Below are 23,595 nucleotides of genomic sequence, written 5' to 3' on the forward strand. Positions count from 1 at the left end.
CACAGGCACGCAGCCGATCGTCATAGCGCCTCACTCCTGGGAGCGGCGTTGCCGCGAATACGAACGGGAATGTCCCACGCCACCGTGGGAGCGGTCGGGGACGCCCAGTCTTGACCGCTAATAATCTTCGGTCTTTCTGCAAGTCCAGCCACCGTGCGCCGGCCATTCGGCTCCCGAGGTGATCAGGCGGGCCGATGTGCGTCGAGCATCGGCAACGGATCACAGCGCGCCCCGTGGTTTTCGTTACTATCGCGGGCTCTCTTCTCTGCTCCGATAAGGACATCGACATGCTTTCGACCCTCATCTTCCTGGCCATCCTGGCCGTGGTGGTTTTCTACGTCATCGGCATCTACAACAAGCTGGTGAGCCTGCATAACCGCTACCAGAATGCCTTCGCCCAGATCGAAGTGCAGCTCAAGCGCCGCTACGACCTGATCCCCAATCTGGTGGAAACCGCCAAGGCCTACATGGCACACGAGCGCGAGACTCTCGAGGCGGTGATCGCTGCGCGCAACGGCGCAGTGGCTGGGCTCCAGGCCGCCGCGGCGCAGCCGGGCAATGCCCAGAGCATGGCTCAGCTGGCCGGCGCCGAAGGCCTGTTGCAGAACGCCCTGGGTCGCCTGAACGTGACGCTCGAGGCGTACCCGGATCTCAAGGCCTCGCAGAACATGCAGCAGGTCAGCGAAGAGCTCAGCAGCACCGAGAACAAGGTGGCTTTCGCCCGGCAGGCCTTCAATGACGCGGTGATGGACTACAACACCTACAAGCAGAGCTTCCCGCCGGTAGTCCTGGCGCCAACCTTCGGCCATGGGCAGGATGCCAGCCTGCTTGAGTTCGCCGACAGCGAGGTGATCCAGGCCGCACCCAAGGTCTCGTTCTAACGTCTCTGCGCACGGATGCCATGATGAATTTCTTCGAACAGCAGGCACGTGCCAAGCGCAACAGCGGCCGCCTGATCATGCTACTGGCGCTGGCGGTGGTGGGTCTGATCGCCCTGACCAGCGTGGCCCTGGGATTCGCGCTGCGTCTGCTTGGCCAGTACGACAGCTATGCCCTGAGTCAGGGCGTCGGCATCGACTGGCAGTTGATCGGTCTGGTCAGCGTGGTGGTAATCGGCGTGGTGCTCTTGGGCAGCCTGTTCAAATCGGTACAGCTGAGCCGCGGCGGCAAGGCGGTGGCCGAACGCCTGGGCGGGCGGCTGATCAATCTGGAGCCCCAGGGCTTCGAGGAGCGCCGGTTGCTCAACGTGGTCGAGGAGATGGCCATCGCTTCTGGCACGCCGGTGCCGCCGATCTATGTGCTGGACGATTCGGCCATCAATGCCTTCGCCGCCGGGCTGACGCCCCAGGACGCGGTGATCGGCATCACCCGTGGCGCCATCACGCTGCTGACCCGCGAGGAGCTGCAGGGCGTGATCGCCCACGAGTTCAGCCACATCTTCCATGGCGACATGCGCCTGAACACCCGGCTGGTCTCGGTGCTGCATGGCATTCTGCTGCTGGGGCTGATCGGTGAGTTCGTGCTGCGCAGCGGCGGACGTTCGAGCCGCAGCCGCAGCAACCGCGGCAATGGCGTGGCCGCCGTGCTCGCCATCGGCGGCACCCTGATGGTGATCGGCTATGCCGGTACCTTCTTCGGCAACCTGATCAAGGCAGCGGTCAGTCGACAGCGGGAGTTTCTCGCCGATGCCGCGGCGGTGCAGTTCACCCGCGATCCGTCGGGCATTGCCGGTGCGTTGAAGAAGATCGGCGGGCATCTTGGCGGTTCACGGCTGCAGTCAGCCAACGCCGCCGAATTCAGCCACATGTATTTCGGCCAGGGCGTCTCGGCCGGGATCGCCGGGCTGATGGCCACCCATCCGCCTCTGCCGGAGCGGATTCGCCGCGTCGAACCCGGCTGGGACGGGCAGTTTCCCTATGTCGATCCGAGTGTGACGGGGTCACCGTTCAGACCTGATCCCGCCGTTGCCGGCCTCGCTGCGGGCGGCTCGGCGGCCGAGGTGTACGCCCAGGCGGATGCCGAGCAGGCGATCGCCACCATCGGCGATCCGCAGCCGGCCCATCTGCAGGCCGCCCGCGATACCCTCGACCGCCTGCCGCCGATGCTGGTCGACGCGGCGCACCGTTGCCATGGGGCCGAGGCGCTGGTCTACGGCCTGCTGATCGACGCCGACCCGGCCGTGCGGGGCCGTCAGATCGATCTGCTGGAGACGGCGCCGAGCGATGTCCGCCAGGTCATGGCTCAGTTACAGTCGGCGCTGGATCGGATACGTGAAGGCCAGCGGCTGGCACTGCTGGAGCTGGCCATCCCGGCACTCAAGCAACTCGAGCGCGAGGCCTTGATCAGGCTCAAGCAGAACCTCGGTGCGCTGATCCTCTCCGACCGGCAGGTGAGCCTGATGGAATGGAGCCTGCTGCGCATCGTCGAGCGCAACATCGCCGGTCCGCGGCGGATCGATGCCCGCTATTCGCTCGAGGCGGTCAAGGACGAGGTGGCGGTGCTGCTGTCGGCGCTGGCGCTGGCCGGACATGATGAGCTGGACGAAGCACGTCAGGCCTTCGACGCGGCGCAGGTGGAGCTGCCATTCACGCTGACGATGCGCGAAGGTGAGGCCGCAGGTCTCAAGGCACTAGACGCGGCGCTCAAGCGCCTGGTGTCGCTCAAACCGTTGCAGAAACCGCGTCTGCTCAAGGCCATGGCGCGCTGCATCGGGCACGACGGACGCATCAGTGCCACCGAGGCCGAGCTGATGCGGGCCGTGGCCGATAGCCTCGACTGCCCGATGCCGCCGCTGCTGGCGCCCTGAGCCGGCGCGGGCCGCCGAGCGGCGGCGAACCGGCAATACCCGTCGGCGGTCACTTGGACTCCAGTGTCACGTGGAGTCGACCATGGCCGAGCCGCCTGCTTCCAACCTCGCGTTGCCGCGCCGCTCGCTGCTTGCGGCACTGCTCATCGGTATCGGCCTGATGGCCGCGGTGGACGAGATCCTCTTCCACCAAATTCTCGCTTGGCACCATTTCTTCGATCGCTCCACGTCTGCCGTCGGGCTGCTCTCCGACGGTTTGTTGCATGCCGCTGAAGTGATCCTGCTGGTCGCAGGCTTCTTTCTCTATGCCGACCTGCAGCGCAGCGGCCAACTGGTGCGTGGCCATGCGTGGGCGGGCCTGTTCCTCGGCATGGGCGGCTTCCAGCTGTTCGACGGATTGGTCAACCACAAGGTGCTGCGCCTGCATCAGGTGCGCTATGTGGACCCATTGCTGCTTTACGACCTCGCCTGGAACGGCGCGGCGTTGCTGCTGCTGGCGATCGGTCTGGTGCTGCTGCGTCGTGCGCGCCTTACGTCAGGGGCGCGGGGCTAAATGTTGCACACCTTCGCCTGGCTGTTGCCGACGCTCCTGCTCGGCACCTACCTGACTGGGGTCGTCGTGCGGCTGCGCGCCGGCGGCGAGTGGGACGGGCTCCGGCTGGGGAGTTTCGTCGTCGGTTGTGCGTTGCTGGTGCTGGCCTTGTTGCCGCCGCTGATGGCGTGGGCGCACGCCGACCCGCGCGGGCACATGCTCCAGCATCTGCTGCTGGGAATGTTCGCGCCGCTCGCTTTGATGCTCGGCCGGCCGCTCAGCCTGCTGTTGCGCACCCTGCCGCAGCGCCATGCACGGCAAGCGGTGCTAGTACTCGGCTCGGCGCCCATGCTGGCGCTGACCCACCCGGTGACGGCGCTGCTGCTGGATGTCGGCGGGCTCTATCTGCTCTACCTGACGCCGCTGTTCGCCGCCAGCCTGGAGGACGCGCTGCTGGGCGGCTGGCTGCATCTGCATTTCCTGCTGGCCGGCTACCTGTTCGCCTGGTCGATCGCCGGCCCCGATCCGGCGCCGGCCCGTCCAGGTTTCGGGTTGCGGCTGGGCGTATTGTTCGTCGCCATCGCCGCCCACGGCATCCTCGCCAAGCTGATGTATGGCTACGGATTTCCTCGCGGCACGGCGTTCATGCCCGAGCAGCTGGAGGCGGCTGCCCGCCTGATGTACTACGGCGGCAGCCTGGCCGAACTATTGCTGGTAGCGTTGCTGTTCGCCGGTCGGCAGGGCAGGCGCTGGCGCGCCGGTGTACTTGCACCACAAGGCCTGTCGCGCTGATCAGGCCGCGGCGATCACATCGCCGTGGTTCTCCGGCTCGATCAGCGCTTGATGCAGCGCGGCGACGGCGGCGGCGTAGTCTTCCTCGCGCACCACGCATTGCATTTCCACCTGGCGGATCGACTGGTGCACCGCCTGCACGCTGATGCCGGCGGCGGCGAGCGCCGCGACGGTTCGGGCGAGGATGCCGTTGACCTTCATGTCCGAGCCGATCGCCGAGACGATGGCCAGCTTGTGCACCCGCACCTCGGCGGCCGGGTAGCGCTCCTCGATCAGCCGGGTGGCGCGGTTGATCAGCTTGCGCGAGCCATCGGCATAGTAGGTGATGCTGTTGGCGTCCGAATCCTTGTTCACCACGTAGAGCTTGAGCTGCTTGAGCAGGCGGCTGATCTCCATGTCGTAGCCGACGTCACCGAGCATCTCCTGATCGAACACCTCGATGCCGAACACGTCGTTGCGCCCGGCGATGATTTCGACGCAGGGCCGCTCGCTCTTGTAATCCTGGCTGATCAGCGTGCCGCCGTGCTCGGGTTCGAAGGCGTTCTTGATTCTCAACTCCACGCCGGCCCGCCGCAGGGTACGCGCCGCCTTCGGGTGGATGGCCTCCATGCCGAGATTGGACAACTGGTCGGCGACGTCATAGTTGGTCCGGCCGATGGTCACCACGCGGTCGGCACCGACCAGGTTCGGATCGGCGCTGGAAAGGTGGAACTCCTTGTGGATGATCGCCTCTCGCGCACCGGTGGCGGCGGCGATCTGGGCGAAGGTGATCTCGCTGTAGCCGCGGTCGAAGGTATTCATCAACCCTTCGCTGCAATGGGTGTAACCGGTGGCCACCGCCAGCTCGCTGGCCAGGTCGATGCCCTCGAAGCTCTCGCGGATCATCTGCTCGAACGGTTGCGGCGACTCCAGGTGCCAGCCGGTGAGGTCCACCAGCCGAGCACGGACGCCGCGCCCCTTGAGGGCGAGCACGGTGTTGAAGGCGCTGTGCGCCTCACCGAGCGAGGCGAGCATCTCGCGGACCTTCATCAGGTGTTCGCTGAGCTGGAAGTGGCCGTAGCTGCACAGCTGCTGCAGGCTTTGCATGCAGGCGCGTACGTCGTCGATGCGGGCGTTGATGAAGGCATTGGCCGACTGGCGTTCGAACTGGCCGCCGAACAACTCGGCGTTGCGTGCGAGCATGCGCAGGCGCACGCCTTCGAGCGCATCGAGCCAGGCCCCCTCGCTGTGGGCGTCGGCGAAGCGCTGGTAGACGCCCGGCTCGCCGGTCTTCTTGTGTTCGAGCAGCAGGTTGGTCATGCCGGCGTAAGCCGAGACCACGAACACCCGCTGATAGAGCGCGCTGCCCTGGCGTCCGCCGACGAGGATGTTGTCGAGGACTTCTTCGAAGCGGCTCATGGAGGTGCCGCCGATCTTTTCTACGGTGTGCATGGTGTTCCCATTGTTCAGGCCTTCGCCGACCCTGTCGGGGTGCTGGGCGGAGGCGCTCGATGAATTCGTCCTCCCGGCAGGCAGCGGCCGGGCAGGCGGTGCGGGCGCCATGCCCGCCAGCGTCTTCAGCGGTAGCGTTGCGGTGCGATGGCGAGCGGTGCGAAATCGTCGCGCTCGGCGACGAAGTCAGGGCGTGGACTGCGTCCGCAGAAGGGCGCCCGCACAGCGTTGTCGACCGCGTTGTAGACGTAGAACAGGTTGCTGCGCGCGCTCGGGGTGATGTTGCCGTTGGAGCCGTGCATGGTGTTGCAATCGAAGAACACCACGCTGCCGGCCGGGCCGGTGGCGGTGTCGATGCCGTAACGGTTCGCCAGCTCGGTGAGGCTGTTGTCGTCCGGCACGCCGATTTCCTGCTTGCGCAGGGAGTTTTCGTAGTGATTCTCCGGCGTTTCGCCAACGCAGCGGATGTAGTGCCGGTGCGAGCCGGGAATCAGCATCAGCGGGCCGTTATGCGGCTCGTTGTCGGTCAGCAGGATCGAGCAGGACAAGGCGCGCATGCGCGGCATGCCGTCTTCGGTGTGCCAGGTCTCGAAATCCGAGTGCCAGTAGAACTCCTTGCCGTTGAAGCCGGGTTTGAAGTTCATCCGCGACTGATGCACGTAGAGCTCGCCGCCGAGGATGAAGTGGGCGATGCCGGCGGTGCGCTCGTCCCGGGCGATGCGGGCGAACAGCGGGTTGTCGCTGTGGATGTCGAATACCGAACGGATGGCGCCGCTGCCGGGCTCCTTGATGGTCTTGCCGGAGTCGGCGACGGCCGAGTCCTGGCGCATGCGGTCGAGCTCCTGGCGAAACAGCGTGACTTCTTCGGCGCTGAACAGGTTCGGTATCACGAGGTAGCCGTCGCGCTCGAAGCGCTCGATCTGCTCGGGCGAAATCGGCGCGTTTTCCAGGTCGTTGCGATAGACCACCGGGTCCAGACGCTCCTGCCAGCTCGGCTGGGGCTGCTGGCGCGAGGGGTAGAGGTCTGCTTGCACGGGATTCACTTCAAGTTCTCCTTGGATTCCTTCGGATCTGTAGGGCGGGTGCAACCCGCCGCAGCGATACCTGGGTGGTTCCGTGCTGGCGGGTTTCACCCTCCCTACGCTCTGGCACGCAATGGGCGAACCCGTTATCAGGCGACGGTTTCGGCTTCCAGCGGGTAGACGCCGGTCTCGTCGTGCACTTCCTTGCCGTTAAGTGGCGGGTTGAAGACGCAGGCCAGCTTCATCTCTTCGCTGCCGCCGCGCAGCAGGTGCTCGTCGTGCTTGTCGAGGACGTACAGGGTGCCGGGCTCGATCGTGTAGATCTTGCCATCGGCAATGGTCTCGATTTCGCCGTTGCCGCTGATGCAGTACACCGACTCCAGATGGTTCTGGTAGTGGATATGCGTCTCGGTGTTGGCGTAGATCGTGGTGATGTGGAAGGAGAACCCCATCTTGTCGTCCTTGAGCAGCATGCGGGTGCTGTCCCAGGTTTCGGTGACGATCTTGCGGTCCGAGTTTTCGCACTCAGCGAGGGTACGTACGATCATGTTCTGTTCTCCTTTTTTAAGACGCTTGGTTGGCGGCCTGCTCACCCATCACCGCGGCGAACGCGCGATCCAGGATGCCGAGTGCCTTGTCGATCTGCTCGTCGCTGATGATCAGCGGGCAGAGGCACTTGACCACTTCGCTGTGGGCGCCGCTGGTTTCGATCACCAGGCCGTTCTCGAAGGCGTGGCGGCAGACCGCGGCGGCGGTATCGCCGTCCGGGCAGCCGATGCCGAGCATCATTCCGCGCCCCTTCAGATGCAGGGAATCTGGGCCATGGCGGCGGACGATGCGTTGCATGCCATCGGCGATGCGCTTGCCCTTGGCGCGCACGCTGGCGGCGAACTGATCGTCCTGCCAGAAATGCTCGATGGCCGCAGCGGCAGTGACGAAGGCGTGGTTGTTGCCGCGGAAGGTGCCGTTGTGCTCGCCCGGCTTCCACTGATCCAGCTCCTTGCGCAGCAACAGCATGGCGAACGGCAGGCCGAAGCCCGACAGCGACTTGGACAGGGTGATCATGTCCGGCTTGATGCCCATCTCTTCGAAGCTGAAGAAGGTTCCGGTGCGGCCACAGCCGGCCTGGATGTCATCGATGATCAGCAGCATGTCGTGCTTGCGGCAGAGCTTTTCCAGCTTGCGAACCCAGTCGGCCGAGGCGGCGTTCAGCCCGCCTTCGCCCTGGACCACCTCGACGATCACCGCGGCGGGCTTGTCGATGCCGCTGGAAGGGTCGGACAGCAGTTTGTCCATCATCGCGACCGTGCTGACCTTCTCGCCGAAGTAGTTGGCGTAGGGCATGCGGCTCACGTCGCTCAGCGCGACGCCAGCAGCGCCTCGATGGTGGCCGTTACCGGTCGCTGCCAGGGCGCCGATGCTGCAGCCGTGGAAACCGTTGGTGAAGCTGATGACGTTGTTGCGGCCGGTGACCTTGCGCGCCAGCTTCAGCGCCGCCTCGACCGCGTTGGTCCCGGTCGGGCCGGTGAACTGCATCAGGTAGCCGTCCATGCCGCGTGGCGTGAGAATCAGTCGGCTGAAGGTTTCGAGGAAGCGCTCCTTGGCGTCCGAATACATGTCCAGGCCGTGGGTGATGCCGTCGGCGCTGATGTAGTCGATCAGTGCCTGCTTGAGCACCGGATGGTTGTGGCCGTAGTTGAGCGTGCCGGCGCCAGCGAGGAAGTCGATGTAGCGCTTGCCTTCGCGGGTCACCAGCTCGGCGCCCTGCGCCTGCTTGAACACCACCGGGAAGGAGCGGCAATAGCTGCGGACGGATGATTCGTGCAGTTCGAAAATGTTCATGGAGTCTCCTCTCGTTGTTCTTCTGGGGATGTCGCTTTCACCCGTGGCCGGCTGCAGCGGACCTGCTCGATAGAGGACTTCGTCCTCGTGGCGGCCGGCGAAATGCTCGGCGCGGGAAAATAGCGTGCGGATGCTGTGCTGCACGCCCAGACGGGCAAAGGCGCGTTTGAACAGCGCTTGCGAGGCGCCGTTGTCCGGCGAGATGGTGGTTTCGAGAAAGCGCACGCCCTGGGCGGCGACCCGCTCGGTCAGCGTCAGCAGCATGCGCAGGGCCAGGCCCTGACCGCGCATCGACGCATCGACCGCGACCTGCCAGACGAACAGGGTGTCCGGGCGCGAAGGGGGGCGGTATCCGGAAATGAAGCCCACCAGTTCGCCCTGGGCGTTTTCCGCGGCGATGGCGGTGTCGGCGAAATCGGAGCACTGCAGCAGGTTGCAGTAGACCGAATTGGTGTCCAGCGGCTGGCAGCGAGCTACCAGTGAATGAAGGTCGTGGCCGTCGCCGTCGGTAGGGCGACGGAGGGTGACGGGTACAGAAATCAAAACAAGTTCCTTGGTTTTAGTTATCGAATCCTTTTTAAGGTTAAACACATCGAAGCGATTATCTCAACCCAAGGACTGCTATCGCCTGCTGATATCCAGTAGTTCATTGGCTTGAATTAACGCGGCGCGGTTAATTGATTGCGCGTTCAATATGCGCGTTGCGTTGCGATAAATAATGGCGCAGCGGACAAGAGCCTGTTCAGTCATTGTCGCGCAGAAACAGTTCAGCTTTTGTGGCCCATGGTCACGGCGGATTTTCCCGGTCTTTCGCTCTGTAGGCGTTGATTTTACTGGGCTGCTGCCGTTCGTCGATCCGGCTGGTACAGTCGGGTAGTTCGCAATGGAGCGCACGCGGATATAGGCCCGGAAACTACCGTGGCGGTGCGCTTGATAGTCGGCTCTGCTAACGGCCTGATCTGAGCGAGAGATATCGGCTGAACTAAGCGTTCTCTCAGGAAGTTCACCTTCGCTGCGCGAGGAGTAAATAAAGCTGTAACCGAATCTTGTCAGCGGTGCGTATAGATAGTTGTTTATGGCGATCGAACGGCCAATGAAAATATCCAGTTTGAAACAGTGCATGAACGGGCCGCAGCCCGCATGAGCGCGGGCTATCGGCGATGCAGGGCAGGCGGCTTTTTCAGACGGCGGTACCGCTCATTGCCACCAGCGAAAGCCCTTGCGCTCCAGTAGCTGGTGCGCCTGCTCGGGGCCGTCGCTGCCGGCAGGATAAGGTCGCGGTTTGCGGTAATGTTCCTGCCAGCCCTTGAGGATCGGGTCTACCCAGCGCCAGGCCGCTTCGACTTCGTCGCGGCGCATGAACAGTGTGGAGTCGCCTTCGATGACGTCCAGTAGCAACCGCTCGTAGGCTTCCCAGCGGCGGGTCTGGCGAAACGCCTGGGCCAGGTTGAGGTCGAGCTCGACGGGTTCGAGTTGCATCCCTTTGCCGGGCGCCTTGGCCATCAGCTGCAGGCTGATGCTTTCTTCCGGTTGCAGACGGATGACCAGGCGATTGACCTGGCCGTTCTGGAACAGCATGTGCGGCACCGGCTTGAAGGTCACCACGATCTCCGAGCTCTTCTTCGCCAGGCGCTTGCCGGTACGCAGATAGAAGGGCACACCGGCCCAGCGCCAGTTGTCGACTCCAGCCTGAACGGCGACGAAGGTTTCGGTATCGCTGTCGTTGTCGACATTTTTTTCGAAGTAGTAGGCCGGCACGTCATGTCCGCCGATGCGTCCGGCGGTGTATTGGCCGCGTACGGTCTTGTCCATCACGTCCATGCCGGTGATCGGCTTGAGCGCTTCGAGCACCTTGACTTTCTCGCCGCGCACCGACTTGGCATCGAAGCGCACCGGGGCCTCCATCGCCACCAGGCACAGCAGCTGCAACAGGTGGTTCTGCAGCATGTCGCGCATCGCACCGGCGTGGTCGTAGTAACCGCCGCGATTCTCGACGCCCAGGGTTTCCGACACGCTGATCTGCACGTGCTCGATATGGCCGGCGCGCCAGATGGGCTCGAACAGGGCGTTGGCGAACCGCAGCGCCATGAGGTTCTGCACGGTCTCCTTGCCCAGGTAATGATCGATCCGGTAGATCCGCGACTCGGCGAACACCTCGCCAATGGCCTCGTTGATTTCCAACGCCGAGTCCAGAGAATGGCCGATGGGCTTCTCCAGCACGATGCGCGACGCCTGACCGGCAAGGCCCGCGCTTTCCAGATGCGAGGCGATGTCGCGGAACAGGCGTGGTGCGGTGGCCAGGTAGTAGACGCGGATCCGTCCGTCCTGCTGCCCGAGGTGGTGGGCCAGGCGAACGAACTCGCCCCGCTGGGTGGCGTCGAGCGTGAAGTAATCGAGGCGCTGGGCGAAATCCAGCCAGGTTTCGGGCTGAAAGTCGGCCTGGGCCACCTGAGCGCGGCAATGGCGCTCGGCCAGGGCCAGGTAGGCGTCGCGGTCGAGTTCCTGGCGCGCCAAGGCGAGGATGCGCACACCATCATTGAGCCGCTTGTCGCGGTGCAGGTGATAGAGCGCGGGAATCAGCTTGTGCAGGGCCAGATCGCCGGTGCCGCCAAACACGAGCATGTCACAGGATGTGGACATCGAATGCTTCCCCCGGAAGGTTGGGTGGGCGCTGGCCGCCAGCTTGTAGTATAACTACAAGCCCACTACACCCAGCCGGCAGCTATTGGCGTACGTTACAGCCCGTGTCGCCCCGTCTGCCAGCCGTCGAGCATAGCGAGACCGCACCGTGAATCTGCTGCAACACATCGCTCAATCGAGAAATCTGCTGCGCAAGTCGGAACTCAAGGTAGCCGATCACGTGCTGCTCGATCCGGCTGCGGTGATGCACAGTTCGATGGCCGACCTGGCCCAGGCGGTAGGGGTCAGCGAGCCGACCATCGTGCGCTTCTGCCGCGCCATCGGTTGCGTCGGCTTTCAGGACCTCAAGCTCAAGCTTGCACAGAGTCTGGCCGCCGGGGCCAGCTTTGGCCAGTTCGCCATCAGCGAGAACGACTCGGTCGCCGACTTCAGCATGAAGATCTTCGACACCACGCTGCACACCCTGATCGAAATCCGCGAAAAGCTCGATCCGGTGGCGCTGGAGAAGGCCATCGGCCTGTGCTCCAAGGCACAGCGCATCGAGTTCTACGGTTTCGGCGCCTCCGGGGCGGTGGCCGCCGATGCCCAGCACAAGTTCTTCCGCCTGCTGCTCAACGCCGCGGCCTACTCCGACCCGCACATGCAGGCGATGTCGGCCATCACCCTCAAGCCGTCGGACGTTGCCGTCTGCATTTCCCAGTCCGGGCGTTCCAAGGACCTGCTGATCACCGCCAACGTGGTGCGTGAAGCCGGTGCATCGCTGATCGCCCTGTGCCCGGGGCAGACGCCACTGGCCGACCTGGCCACGGTGAACCTGGCGATCGACGTGCAGGAAGACACCGAGATCTACACCCCGCTGACCTCGCGTATCGCCCATCTGGTGGTGATCGACGTGCTGGCCATGGGCGTGGCGATGGCGCGCGGCCCGAGCCTGGTGAACCACCTCAAGAGCGTCAAACGCAGTCTGCGTAGCCTGCGTCTGTCGCCCAAGACGATAAAGCCCCAGGAAGACTGAACGCAACGCCGCACGGCAGCTGTCATCGCAGCGTCATGGCGGCGTCCTCGCCCTGTCATTTCAAGCTCCGATGCTGAGACTCCCACAACCGCTTCCGGGAGAATTGGCATGCATTCCTCGAACGATTACACCGCCACGCTCGATTCCAAGGGCCGTCGCAAGTTGCAGGACGAGCGCCGCATGCGCTATCGCCGGGCCATCGAGCTTTACGCCGAGCAGCGCCGCTTGCAGGCCGAGCTGGTGGATGACCTGGACGAGCTGCTTGCCGGCCATGGTCGCCGCGTCGCCTGAGAATCTTTTTTTTTGCGGGATGCAACAGCCGAGCGGCGTCGGGCCCCCTGTCGCAGGGGGTTACGGGCCTTGCCGGATTTTCAACGGCAATCAATTTGTAAAGAAGTTCAGTGGCTAACCCCGCCGAACCACAAAATCGGGTACAAACGCTTCTTCCGTATCCCATGAATTGACGAACAGGCGGCCTGTCTACCGCGCCTGCTCGCCGAGAACGAGAAGAAAGAAAGGCATGGCAGCCACGCGTGTTATCCCCATCGTTGCGCTACTTGGTGTGCTCGCTGGCGGCGCCTATTGGTGGTTGTCGCGCCCGGCGCCAGCTCCTGTGGTGACCTCTGGTGCCATTCCGGTGACCCTGGCCCCCGTGACCCGCGGCGATGTTCCGGTGCTGTTGCGCGGCCTCGGCCGGGTACGCGCACTGCGCAGCATCGAAGTTCGCCCGCAGGTGGACGGCACGCTCGTCGAACTGCCGGTTGCCGAAGGGCAACGAGTGCGCAAGGGCGACCTGCTGGCGCGGATCGACGATCGCAGCATCGCCGCCGCGCTGCGCCAGGCCGAAGCCGAGCGTGATGTCACCCGCGCCGAACTGGACATCGCTCGCATCGACCTGCGCCGCTACCAGAACCTGGTCAAGGAGCGCGCCGCACCGGCGCAGACCCTCGACCAGCAGAAGGCCCTCGTGGCGCGTCTGCAGGCGACCCTCGGCACCCGCGAGGCGGCCGTCGCGGCGGCCCGGGTGCAACTGAGCTACACCCGCATCCATTCACCCACCGATGGCCGCGTCGGCATTCGCAACGTCGACGAGGGTGCGCTGGTGCGCAGCGGCGATGCCCCGGGTCTGTTCTCGGTGGTGCAGACCGACCCGATCCACGTTGAGGCGACCCTGCCGCAGGCGCGGTTGCCAGAGCTGCAGCGCATTCTCGCGCAGACCCCCGACGCGCCGGTGGTGGCCTACCGCGAGGATGGTGGCGAGGCGATCGCCGAAGGCCGCCTGGAGCTGATCGATAACCGTGTGGCGCTGGAGTCCGGCACCATTCGCGTCAAGGCGCGGTTCGACAATGCCGACGAGCGCCTGTGGCCGGACCAGTCGGTGGTGATGAGCCTGCAGGCGCGTCTGCTCGAAGGGGTGCTGAGCATCCCGCTGCGGGCGATACGCCAGGGCGCCGAGGGCACCTTCGTCTGGCGTGTCGTCGAGGGCCAGGCGCAGCCGGTGCCGGTGCGGGTGGTCTACCAGACCGCCGACGAGGCCGTGGTCGAGGGGCTCGAGGTTGGCGAACAGGTAGTTACCGACGGACAATCGCGGCTGCGTCCGGGCATCGCCGTACGCGAGGCCGACGAGCCGATCGCGGGGGCGCACTGATGCAATCGCGCGGTTTCTACGCGCTGTGCATCGGCCATCCAATCGGTATCGTGTTGCTGGCCGTGGCGCTGCTGCTGTGCGGGGTGATCGCCTTCACGCGGCTGCCATTGGCGCCGTTGCCGGAGGTGGACGCGCCGACCATCGAGGTCACCGCGCAGATGCCTGGCGCCAGCGCTGACACCATGGCCTCGTCGGTGGCGACGCCTCTGGAGGTGCAGTTCAGCGCCATCCCCGGCATCGAAGACATGACTTCCACCAGCTCGCTGGGCCGGGTCGAGCTGATTCTGCAGTTCAACCTCGACAAGGACATCGATGCCGCCGCCCAGGAAGTTCAGGCGGCCATCAACGCGGCGTCCTCCCGGCTACCGGCGGACCTGCCCGAGCTGCCGGTGTGGCGCAAGATCAACCCGGCCGACACGCCGATCATCATCCTCGCGGTCAGCTCGCAGACCTTGTCGCCTTATGAAGTGAGCGACCTGGCCGAGTCGGCTATCGCCCGCCAGTTGAGCCAGATCCAGGGCGTCGGCATGATCCGCCTCAACGGTCTGCAGCGCCCGGCGATCCGCATCCAGGCGCGGCCCGAGCGGCTGGTCGCGGCGGGCATCACCCTTGCCGAGATTCGCAGCGCGGTGCAGGGTACCAGCGGCAACCGGCCGACCGGCGCGCTGGTCGGCGAGTACCGGCTTTCCACCCTGAACAGCAACGGCCAGCTGTTCGAAGCCTCCGACTATGCTGACCTCATCGTCGCCTACCGCGGCGGCGCGCCCGTTCGCCTCGGCGACGTGGCGAGCGTCAGCCTCGGCTCCGAGAATGCTTACACCCAAGCCACGCCCAATGGCATTCCTGGCGTCGCGGTGGTGATCCGACGCCAGCCCGGCGCCAACATCGTCGCGACCGCCGAGGCGGTGATCGCCGCGCTGCCGGAGCTCACCGCCGAGCTGCCGGCGGACTTGCAGGTGGAGGTGCTCAACGACCGTACCCGCACCATTCGCGCCTCGCTGCACGAGGCCGAGCTGACCCTGCTGATCGCCGTGGTGCTGGTGGTCGGCATCATGGCGCTGTTCCTGCGCCAATGGTCGGCGACGCTGGTGGTCTTCTCGGTGCTCGCCACCTCGGTGGTGGGCGCCTGCGCGGCGATGTATCTCTTCGGCCTGTCGCTGAACAACCTGACGCTGGTGGCGATCATCATCGCCGTGGGCTTCATCGTCGACGATGCCATCGTCGTGGTGGAAAACATCCATCGGCACCTCGAGCGCGGCGTCGGGCGAGTGCAGGCGGCCCTCGAGGGCATTCAGGAGATCGGTTTCACGGTGGTCTCCATCAGCCTGTCACTGGTCGCGGTGTTTATCCCGTTGTTCTTCATGAGCGGCTACATCGGCCGGCTGTTTCGTGAGTTCGCCCTGGCCGCGACTTCGGCGATCCTGATTTCGGTGGTCATCTGCCTGACCCTGGCACCGGCGCTGGCGGCGCTGTTCATGCAACCGCTGCCGCCGGGGCATGGCCGTGGCGGGCTGATGGACCGGGTGATCGGCCGCTATGATCGGGCGCTGATCTGGGCGCTCGACCATCAGCGCATCACCCTCTCGGCGTTCGGCCTGTGCGTGCTGCTCAGCGTCGGCGGGTTCGTGCTCATGCCCAAGGGCTTCTTTCCGCTGCAGGACACCGGCTTCATGAACGGCACGGTGCAGGCGTCGGCCGACATTTCCTACGAGGCGATGCAGGTCAAGAGTCGCCAGGTGGTACAGATCCTGCGCAATGATCCGGACGTGATCGCCTTCAACGCCGACATCGGCAACGACGGCACCTACAGCGTGGGCGGCCTGGCGGTGGTGCTCAGCGACCCCGACGACCGTGACGCGACGGTGGAGCAGATCATCGACCGGCTGCGGCCACAGTTCGCCGCGATACCGGATTTGCGGGTGACGCTGCGCGCGGCGCAGGACATCAACCTCGGCTCCCGGGCGTCGCGCGCGCAGTACCAGTACGTGCTGCGCAGCCGTTCGCTGGACGAGCTGGCGGTATGGACGCCGCGCCTGACCGAACGGCTGCAGGAGCACCCGCTGTTTCGCGACGTCAACACCGACCTGCAGTTCGACGCCGCGGTGACACCGGTGCGCATCGACCGCGAGGCCGCGGCGCGCTACGGATTTTCCGCCAGCGACGTGGACAACGCGCTCTACGACGCCTTCGGCCAGCGCCGCATCAATGAAATCCAGACGGAGGCCAACCAGTACCGCGTGGTGCTCGAACTCAGCCGCAGCCAGCGACAGCAGGTCCAGAGCCTGGATCTGTTCCAGCTGCGCTCGCCGACCACCGGCCAGCTGGTGCCGCTGGGCACCTTCGCCAGCGTCCAGCCGCAGCACGCGGCACCGGTGAGCATCAACCACAGCGGCCTGCTGCCGTCGGCCAACATTTCCTTCAACCTTGCCGCGGGCGTCGCGTTGGGCGATGCGGTGGCCGTGCTGCGCCAGATCGAGCAGGACCTCGGCATGCCGGCCACCATTGGTGGGCGCTTCAGTGGCGCAGCCCAAGCCTTCCAGCAGACCCTGGCTTCGCAGCCGCTGCTGATCCTGGCGGCGCTGGTGGCGGTGTACATCATCCTCGGGGTGCTCTATGAGAGCTTTATCCACCCGCTGACCATTCTCTCGACCATCCCCTCGGCTGGCCTCGGCGCGCTGCTGCTGCTGTGGCTGTGGGGCCTGGATTTTTCCATCATGGCGCTGATCGGGTTGATCCTGCTGATCGGTATCGTCAAGAAGAACGGCATCCTCCTGATCGACTTCGCGCTGCAGGCGCAACGCCAGGGAATGGCCCCGCGCGATGCGATCCACCAGGCCTGTCTGACGCGCTTCCGGCCGATTCTGATGACCACCCTGGCGGCGATGTTCGGGGCGTTTCCGCTGATGCTCGCCTTCGGTACCGGCGCCGAGCTGCGCGAGCCGCTGGGCGTGGCGGTGGTCGGCGGGCTGATGCTCAGCCAGGTGCTGACCCTGCTCACCACGCCGGTCATCTACCTGATGATGGATCGCCATTTCCTCGCCGGACGCCGCGAGGCGCAGGCCCGCGCCGCCGCCGGAGAAAGCGCATGAGAATGCTTGCCATGCTGTGCCTGGCGCTGCTGGTGGGCTGTGCGGCGCGTCAGGATCAGAAACCACCGCCGCCAGTGGACGAAGCCCTGGTCGCGCTGCCGCTGCAGTGGTGGGACGGACTCGGCGATCCGGCACTGGCGCGGCTGGTGGAGCTGGCGCTGCAGGACAACCTCGACCTGGCCGTCGCCAGCCAGCGCATCCGCGAGCAGCGCGCACTGCGCCGACAGACCACGGGCGCACTGTTTCCCGGTCTCTACGGCACCGGTCGGCACGAGAAGGGACGAGGTACCAACGGCCACGACGAATCGTATTTCTACGGGCTGGAGCTGGCCTGGGAGCTCGACCTGTTCGGCCGTCTGCGGGCGCTGGATCGCGCCGCGCAAGCCGACTTGCAGGCTGCGCGCGCCGATTACCAAGCGCTGCGCCTGAGCCTGATCAGCGAGGTCGCGACGACCTATCTGCAATACCGGCTGGCCCTGGCGCAGGCGCAGATCGCCGAGCAGGCTGCCGACAGTCAGGCCCAGGTGGCGCGCATCACCCGGGTCCGCTTCGATCAGGGCACCGCCAGCGGGCTGGATGTCGAGCGGTTCGACACCCAAGTCGCCATTACCCGTGCCGCGGTGCCCCGGGCGCGGGAGCAGGCCGCTGCAGCGCGCTATGCCCTGGGCTATCTGCTCAATCGCGATCAGGCCGAGATCGACGCGCTGCTGGGTACGGCCACCGAACTGCCGGCGACCCCCGACGATTCCCAGCTGCTGGCCCTGTTCGAACTGCCGGCCAGCAGCCTGCGCGGGCGGCCCGATGTGCGTGCTGCCGAGCTGCGGATGCAGGTTGCTGACGCCACGCTCGAGGCCACCCGTGCGCTGCGCTTTCCACAGCTGAGTCTGGGTGCCCTGGTAGGCGTCGAGCAGGGTGTTTCGGGTGCCAGCTGGTCGCTCGGCGGCCAGGTGTTGCAGCCGATCTTCGACTTCGGCCTGATTCGCGCGCAGATCGAAGCCAGCGATGCGCGGCGCGAGCAGGCGCTGCTCGGCTATCAGGCTACCGTCGGCCAGGCGCTGCGCGAAACCCGTAGCGCGATCGCCGCGTATTCCGAAGGGCTGGCCCGCCAGCGCCTGCTGGACGCCGCGATCCGCGCCTCGGCCAATGCCACCGATCTGGCGCGGCGCCAGTACGACGCCGGTACCGTCTCGCTGATCGAAGTGCTCGATGCCGAACGCACCCAGTTCGAGGCCCAGCTCGACCAGGTGCAGGCCGCCGCCGATGTCGCGCTGCGCTGGGTGGAGATCTACCGCACCCTCGGGCTGGCGCCTCCGTTGCCCTGAGGTGGGATCACATCTCCTCGGGTGTACGCCCGGGCTCCAGCGCCCGGCTGACGGCATTGATCGCCGCGCGCTCGCTCTGCACGAAGCGAAAGAAGGTCTGCGCCACCGGTGAGAGGTGCTTGCCGCGCGGATAGGCCAGGCACCAGCTGCGCACCAGCGGCAACTCCTCCACCGGCAATTCCACCAGCACGCCAGCCTGCAGTTCGTGGCGCACCGCGTGGCGCGGCAACAGCGCGATGCCCATGCCTGCCAGTACGCCTTCCTTCTGCGCTTCGAACGATGCCAGCTCCTCGGTAAGGGGGAAATGCGCGCGCTTCTGATGGCAGTACTCTTCACAGGCCTTGCGTGTCCCGGAGCCCTGCTCGCGCACCAGCAGCGGCCAGGCGGTGAGTTCCTGCAGCATCAGCGATGCGCGTTTGGTTGCCGGATGCCCAATCCGGGCCACCGCGACGATGGCGTTGTCCAGGAAGGGCAGGAATTCCAGCGCCAGGTCGGAAGGAATCTGGGTCATCACCAGCAGGTCGTCGCGGTTGGCGGTGATGCGCTTGACCGCCTCGGCATGATTGACCACCACCAATTGCAGGCTGACTTCCGGATAACGGTCGCGAAAAGCGGCGAACAGGTGCGGCAGGAAATACTTGGCGCTCGACTCGATGGCCAGGCGCAGCTGGCCTTGCAGCGAGCCCTGCAGGTCGGACAGCTGCATGTCGAGGCTCTCGAGCCGACCGAAGATATCGCTGCTGGCGCGTCGTAATGCCTCGGCGGCTTCGGTCAGGTAGAGCTTCTTGCCGACGTAATCGAACAGCGGCTGGCCCACCAATTCCTCGAGCTGGCGAATCTGCAGGCTCACCGCCGGCTGGGTCAGCGACATTTCCAGGGCGGCGCGGCTGTAGGAGCGACTGTCACAGACCGCGCGAAAGACCTGAAGCTGGCGCAAGGTGAGGCGCAGCAGCGATTTGCGCACGGTATCGGTCCTCGAAAAAGGTGCTTGTGGGAGCTGTATAAGTAAATACTTATGCATAGCCAAACAATTATTGATTTTCTTTAATCATCGGTAAAGGCGTAGTTTAAAACGCGACCCCGTCTCTGATTGTGGTCACACAGCGACCCGAAATAACAACGATCCGAGGGCTTTCGCGTGATCAAAAAGCTACTGATCGCCAACCGTGGCGAGATCGCCGTGCGCATCGTGCGCGCTTGCGCCGAGATGGGCATTCGCTCGGTGGCGGTCTACTCCGAGGCCGACCGCATGGCGCTGCACGTCAAACGTGCGGACGAGGCCTATCGCGTCGGCGAAGACCCGCTGGCCGGCTACCTCAACCCGCGCAAGCTGGTGAACCTCGCGGTGGAGACCGGCTGCGACGCGCTCCATCCCGGTTATGGGTTCCTCTCCGAAAACGCCGAGCTGGCGGAAATCTGCGCCGAGCGCGGGATTCGCTTCGTCGGTCCCAGCGCCGAAGTGATTCGCCGCATGGGCGACAAGACCGAGGCGCGGCGCAGCATGATCAAGGCCGGCGTGCCGGTCACGCCCGGTACCGAGGGCAATGTCGGGGATCTGGCCGAGGCGCTGGCCGAGGGCGACCGCATTGGCTATCCGGTGATGCTCAAGGCGACTTCAGGCGGCGGCGGGCGCGGCATTCGCCGCTGCAACTCGCGCGCCGAGCTGGAGCAGAACTTCCCGCGGGTGATCTCCGAGGCGACCAAGGCATTCGGCAGCGCGGAAGTCTTCCTGGAAAAATGCATCGTCAATCCCAAGCACATCGAGGCGCAGATCCTCGCCGACGGCCACGGCAACACGGTGCACCTGTTCGAGCGCGACTGCTCGATCCAGCGGCGCAACCAGAAGCTGATCGAGATCGCCCCGAGCCCGCAGCTCACCCCCGAGCAGCGCGCCTACATCGGCGATCTGGCGGTGCGCGCCGCCCAGGCGGTGGGTTACGAGAACGCTGGCACCGTGGAGTTCCTGCTCGCCGATGGCGAGGTGTACTTCATGGAGATGAACACCCGGGTGCAGGTCGAACACACCATCACCGAAGAGATCACCGGGATCGACATCGTCCGCGAGCAGATTCGCATCGCCTCCGGCCTGCCGCTTTCGTTCAAGCAGGAGGACATCCAGTACCGCGGCTACGCGCTGCAGTTCCGGATCAACGCCGAGGACCCGCGCAACGGCTTCCTGCCCAGCTTCGGCAAGATCACCCGCTATTACGCGCCCGGCGGCCCCGGCGTGCGCACCGACACGGCGATCTACACCGGTTACACCATCCCGCCGTATTACGACTCCATGTGCCTGAAGCTGATCGTCTGGGCGCTGACCTGGGAAGAAGCCCTGGCCCGCGGCTCGCGCGCGCTGGACGACATGCGCGTGCAGGGCGTGAAGACCACCGCGACCTACTACCAGCAGATCCTCGCCGATCCGGACTTTCGCAGCGGTCGCTTCAACACCAGCTTCGTCGACGAACACCCGCAGCTGTTGAACTACTCGATCAAGCGCAAGCCCGGTGAATTGGCCCTGGCCATCGCCGCCGCCATCGCCGCCCATGCCGGCCTGTAGCTTCCGGCCGATGAAGGAGCAGAACCCATGAACAAGAAAATCACGGTCACCGACACCATCCTGCGCGACGCCCACCAGTCGCTGCTGGCCACCCGCATGCGCACCGAGGACATGTTGCCGATCTGCGAGAAGCTCGACCGCGTCGGCTACTGGTCGCTGGAAGTCTGGGGTGGCGCCACCTTCGATACCTGTGTGCGCTTTCTCAAGGAAGACCCCTGGGAGCGCCTGCGCCAGCTCAAGGCGGCGCTGCCCAACACGCGTCTGCAGATGCTATTGCGCGGGCAGAACCTGCTCGGTTACCGGCACTACAGCGACGACGTGGTCGAGGCCTTCTGCGCCCGTGCGGCGGATAATGGCATCGACGTGTTCCGCATTTTCGATGCGATGAACGACGTGCGAAACCTCGAAACCGCCATTCGCGCGGTGAAGAAGACCGGCAAGCATGCCCAGGGCACCATCGCCTATACCACGAGCCCCGTGCATACCACCGAGGCGTTCGTCGAGCAGGCGCGAACGATGGCGGCGATGGGCGTCGACTCGATCGCAATCAAGGACATGGCCGGTCTGCTGACCCCTTACGCCACCGGCGACCTGGTCAAGGCGCTCAAGAGTGCGCTGCCGGAAATGGATGTGGTGGTGCATTCCCACGACACCGCGGGCGTGGCCAGCATGTGCCAGCTCAAGGCGCTGGAAAACGGCGCCGATCGCATCGACACCGCCATCTCCAGCATGGCCTGGGGCACCAGCCATCCGGGCACCGAGTCGATGGTCGCTGCGCTGCGCGGCACGCCCTACGACACCGGCCTGGACCTGGAGCTGCTGCAGGACATCGGTCTGTACTTCCATGCGGTGCGCAAGAAGTACCACCAGTTCGAGAGTGAATTCACTGGCGTCGACACCCGGGTGCAGGTCAACCAGGTGCCCGGCGGGATGATTTCCAACCTCGCCAACCAGCTCAAGGAGCAGGGCGCGCTGAACCGCATGAACGAGGTGCTGGCGGAGATCCCGCGGGTGCGCGAAGACCTCGGCTTCCCGCCGCTGGTCACGCCGACGTCGCAGATCGTCGGCACCCAGGCGTTCTTCAACGTGCTGGCCGGCGAGCGCTACAAGACCATCACCAATGAAGTGAAACTCTACCTGCAGGGCCGCTACGGCAAGGCACCCGGCGCGGTGAACGAGACGCTGCGTCGTCAGGCTATCGGCAGTGAGGAGCTGATCGAGTGTCGCCCGGCCGATCTGCTCAAGCCTGAACTCGATCGCCTGCGTGCCGAGGTCGGCGCACTGGCGAGCAGCGAGGAGGACGTGCTGACCTACGCCATGTTCCCGGATATCGGCCGCAAGTTCCTCGAGGAGCGTGAGGCCGGCACGCTGCAACCCGAAGTGTTGTTGCCGATTCCCGACGGCAGTGCGACCGCCGCGAGCGCCGGTGGAGTGCCGACCGAGTTCGTCATCGACGTGCATGGCGAAAGCTACCGCGTCGACATCACCGGGGTCGGCGTCAGGGGCGAGGGCAAGCGGCACTTCTACCTGTCGATCGACGGCATGCCCGAGGAGGTGGTGTTCGAGCCGCTCAACAGCTATGTCGCGGGTTCCGATGGTGGGCGCAAACAGGCCAGCGGGCCGGGCGACGTCAGCACCAACATGCCGGGCAACATCGTCGAGGTGCTGGTGGCCGAAGGCGATACGGTCAAGCCGGGTCAGGCCCTGCTGATCGCCGAGGCGATGAAGATGGAAACCGAAGTGCAGGCGCCCATCGCCGGTACGGTGAAGGCGATCCACGTGACCAAGGGCGACCGGGTCAACCCTGGCGAGACGCTGGTGGAAATCGTCGCCTGATCGAGCAGTCCCCCCTGGGAGCCGCAAGGCTCCCTTTTTTTTACGACGAAACGTACGTGCTTCGCCCGCCGCGGGCGTCGTCTAGCCTTGCAGCTGAACGATCATCAACGAACCGGAGGTATCGATGGGGCTGGACCCTGTAGTGCTGTTCTTTCTGTTCGGCCTGTTCGCCGGGCTGGTCAAAAGCGAGCTGAAATTGCCGCCCGCGCTGTACGACACCCTCTCGATCCTGTTGCTGCTCGCCATTGGCCTGCACGGCGGCGTCGAGCTCGCCGAACAGGCCAGCGCCGCGCTGCTCGGCCAGTCGGCGCTGGTATTGTTGCTCGGCTGCTGCCTGCCGCTGCTGGCCTTCCCGCTGCTCAGGGCGCTCGGTTTCTCGCGGGTCGATTCGGCCGGCGTCGCGGCCCACTACGGTTCGGTCAGCGCCGGTACCTTCGCGGTGGTGGTGGCGTTCCTGCTGGCCAAGAACATCGACTTCGAAAGCTACATGCCGCTGTTCGTGGCGATCTTGGAGATCCCGGCGATCCTGGTTGGCATCGTGCTGGCCAAGGGCATCAGTCGTGATACGAACTGGCGCGAGCTGGGCCGCGAGATTTTCCTCGGCAAGAGCATCATGCTGCTGCTCGGCGGACTGATCATCGGGGCGATCGCCGGCAAGGAGGGCATCAAGCCGCTGGAGCCGTTCTACACCAGCATGTTCAAGCCGGTGCTGGCGCTTTTTCTGCTGGAGATGGGCCTGATCGCCTCGGGTCAGCTCGGCTCGCTCAAACGCTACGGGCTGCGGCTGGCGGCGTTCGGTCTGGGCATGCCGCTGATCGGTGCGCTGGTCGGTGCCGTGCTGGCACGGCTGATGGGGCTGTCGCTGGGTGGCACGGCGATGCTCGCCACGCTTTCGGCGAGCGCGTCCTACATTGCCGTGCCGGCCGCCTTGCGCCTGGCGGTGCCCGAAGCCAACCCGTCGCTGTCGCTGACGGCGTCGCTGGGTATCACCTTTCCGTTCAACATCCTGATCGGCATCCCGCTGTACCTGGCGCTGGCCGAACAACTGATCGCCTGGGGGTTCTGA

The 23,595-nt window shown here is 65.3% G+C and carries 19 protein-coding genes and 1 pseudogene; 12 read left to right on the top strand and 8 right to left on the bottom strand.

All coding sequences use genetic code 11. From position 1 onward, the window contains the following. Window positions 1–287 precede the first annotated feature (287 nt). The 4 genes from G7026_RS16145 to G7026_RS16160 all read left to right on the top strand — a co-directional run bounded on the left by G7026_RS16145 (window position 288) and on the right by G7026_RS16160 (window position 4,130). A complete protein-coding gene (locus tag G7026_RS16145) occupies window positions 288–881 on the top strand; it encodes a LemA family protein (protein WP_181071939.1) in 594 nt (197 codons plus the stop codon). A 23-nt stretch (window positions 882–904) separates the two neighbouring features. Next, on the top strand, window positions 905–2,806 hold the full coding sequence (locus G7026_RS16150) for a M48 family metallopeptidase (protein WP_181071940.1): 1,902 nt from the start codon (window positions 905–907) through the stop codon (window positions 2,804–2,806). An 82-nt stretch (window positions 2,807–2,888) separates the two neighbouring features. Beyond that, window positions 2,889–3,359 carry a DUF2243 domain-containing protein gene (locus G7026_RS16155; protein WP_181071941.1) on the top strand — a complete coding sequence of 157 codons (471 nt, stop codon included), beginning with the start codon at window positions 2,889–2,891 and terminating at the stop codon, window positions 3,357–3,359. Then, complete coding sequence (locus tag G7026_RS16160; RefSeq protein ID WP_181071942.1) at window positions 3,360–4,130, top strand: cytochrome c oxidase assembly protein; 771 nt, start codon at window positions 3,360–3,362, stop codon at window positions 4,128–4,130. It begins immediately after the preceding gene. Here the strand turns inward: G7026_RS16160 and G7026_RS16165 are convergent, their stop codons facing one another. The 7 genes and pseudogenes from G7026_RS16165 to zwf all read right to left on the bottom strand — a co-directional run bounded on the left by G7026_RS16165 (window position 4,131) and on the right by zwf (window position 11,065). Next, the gene (locus G7026_RS16165) at window positions 4,131–5,561 is read right to left on the bottom strand and encodes an aspartate kinase (RefSeq protein WP_181071943.1); all 1,431 of its coding nucleotides are present in this window, start codon (window positions 5,559–5,561) and stop codon (window positions 4,131–4,133) included. Between the two features lie 125 nt (window positions 5,562–5,686). Then, the gene (gene thpD / locus G7026_RS16170) at window positions 5,687–6,595 is read right to left on the bottom strand and encodes an ectoine hydroxylase (RefSeq protein ID WP_181072072.1); all 909 of its coding nucleotides are present in this window, start codon (window positions 6,593–6,595) and stop codon (window positions 5,687–5,689) included. Between the two features lie 137 nt (window positions 6,596–6,732). After that, window positions 6,733–7,131, bottom strand: coding sequence for an ectoine synthase (locus G7026_RS16175; RefSeq protein WP_181071944.1), 399 nt, complete (start codon window positions 7,129–7,131; stop codon window positions 6,733–6,735). Window positions 7,132–7,147: 16 nt separating this feature from the next. Next, entirely contained in the window at window positions 7,148–8,425 is a 1,278-nt protein-coding gene (gene ectB / locus G7026_RS16180; RefSeq protein ID WP_258190321.1) for a diaminobutyrate--2-oxoglutarate transaminase, read from the bottom strand. A 63-nt stretch (window positions 8,426–8,488) separates the two neighbouring features. Further along, window positions 8,489–9,016: pseudogene (gene ectA / locus G7026_RS22665) on the bottom strand (diaminobutyrate acetyltransferase); the annotation flags it as partial. A 30-nt stretch (window positions 9,017–9,046) separates the two neighbouring features. After that, complete coding sequence (locus tag G7026_RS16185) at window positions 9,047–9,547, bottom strand: hypothetical protein (protein WP_181071945.1); 501 nt, start codon at window positions 9,545–9,547, stop codon at window positions 9,047–9,049. Window positions 9,548–9,622: 75 nt separating this feature from the next. After that, the gene (gene zwf / locus G7026_RS16190) at window positions 9,623–11,065 is read right to left on the bottom strand and encodes a glucose-6-phosphate dehydrogenase (protein ID WP_181071946.1); all 1,443 of its coding nucleotides are present in this window, start codon (window positions 11,063–11,065) and stop codon (window positions 9,623–9,625) included. 148 nt (window positions 11,066–11,213) lie between these two features. On the opposite strand from zwf, the gene hexR reads away from it, so the two are divergent. The 5 genes from hexR to G7026_RS16215 all read left to right on the top strand — a co-directional run bounded on the left by hexR (window position 11,214) and on the right by G7026_RS16215 (window position 18,139). Beyond that, window positions 11,214–12,080: a transcriptional regulator HexR gene (hexR, locus tag G7026_RS16195; protein WP_181071947.1), complete on the top strand. Its 867-nt coding sequence runs from the start codon at window positions 11,214–11,216 to the stop codon at window positions 12,078–12,080. A gap of 108 nt (window positions 12,081–12,188) precedes the next feature. Continuing rightward, a complete protein-coding gene (locus G7026_RS16200; RefSeq protein WP_181071948.1) occupies window positions 12,189–12,371 on the top strand; it encodes a PA3496 family putative envelope integrity protein in 183 nt (60 codons plus the stop codon). Window positions 12,372–12,600: 229 nt separating this feature from the next. Further along, entirely contained in the window at window positions 12,601–13,728 is a 1,128-nt protein-coding gene (locus G7026_RS16205) for an efflux RND transporter periplasmic adaptor subunit (RefSeq protein WP_181071949.1), read from the top strand. Next, complete coding sequence (locus G7026_RS16210) at window positions 13,728–16,817, top strand: efflux RND transporter permease subunit (protein WP_181071950.1); 3,090 nt, start codon at window positions 13,728–13,730, stop codon at window positions 16,815–16,817. The genes G7026_RS16205 and G7026_RS16210 overlap by 1 nt, the downstream gene beginning before the upstream one ends. After that, on the top strand, window positions 16,814–18,139 hold the full coding sequence (locus G7026_RS16215) for a TolC family protein (protein WP_181071951.1): 1,326 nt from the start codon (window positions 16,814–16,816) through the stop codon (window positions 18,137–18,139). The genes G7026_RS16210 and G7026_RS16215 overlap by 4 nt, the downstream gene beginning before the upstream one ends. A 7-nt stretch (window positions 18,140–18,146) precedes the next feature. On the opposite strand, the gene G7026_RS16220 is transcribed toward G7026_RS16215, so the two are convergent. Beyond that, complete coding sequence (locus G7026_RS16220; RefSeq protein ID WP_181071952.1) at window positions 18,147–19,103, bottom strand: LysR family transcriptional regulator; 957 nt, start codon at window positions 19,101–19,103, stop codon at window positions 18,147–18,149. A gap of 174 nt (window positions 19,104–19,277) precedes the next feature. On the opposite strand from G7026_RS16220, the gene G7026_RS16225 reads away from it, so the two are divergent. From G7026_RS16225 to G7026_RS16235, 3 genes are all read left to right on the top strand, one after another. Continuing rightward, on the top strand, window positions 19,278–20,693 hold the full coding sequence (locus G7026_RS16225) for an acetyl-CoA carboxylase biotin carboxylase subunit (RefSeq protein ID WP_181071953.1): 1,416 nt from the start codon (window positions 19,278–19,280) through the stop codon (window positions 20,691–20,693). 27 nt (window positions 20,694–20,720) lie between these two features. Further along, a complete protein-coding gene (gene oadA / locus G7026_RS16230) occupies window positions 20,721–22,529 on the top strand; it encodes a sodium-extruding oxaloacetate decarboxylase subunit alpha (protein ID WP_181071954.1) in 1,809 nt (602 codons plus the stop codon). Window positions 22,530–22,653: 124 nt separating this feature from the next. Beyond that, window positions 22,654–23,595, top strand: a complete 942-nt coding sequence (locus G7026_RS16235; RefSeq protein ID WP_181071955.1) for a sodium-dependent bicarbonate transport family permease — start codon at window positions 22,654–22,656, stop codon at window positions 23,593–23,595.

The organism is Stutzerimonas azotifigens (assembly GCF_013522725.1).
Taxonomy (GTDB): Bacteria; Pseudomonadota; Gammaproteobacteria; order Pseudomonadales; family Pseudomonadaceae; genus Stutzerimonas; species Stutzerimonas azotifigens_A.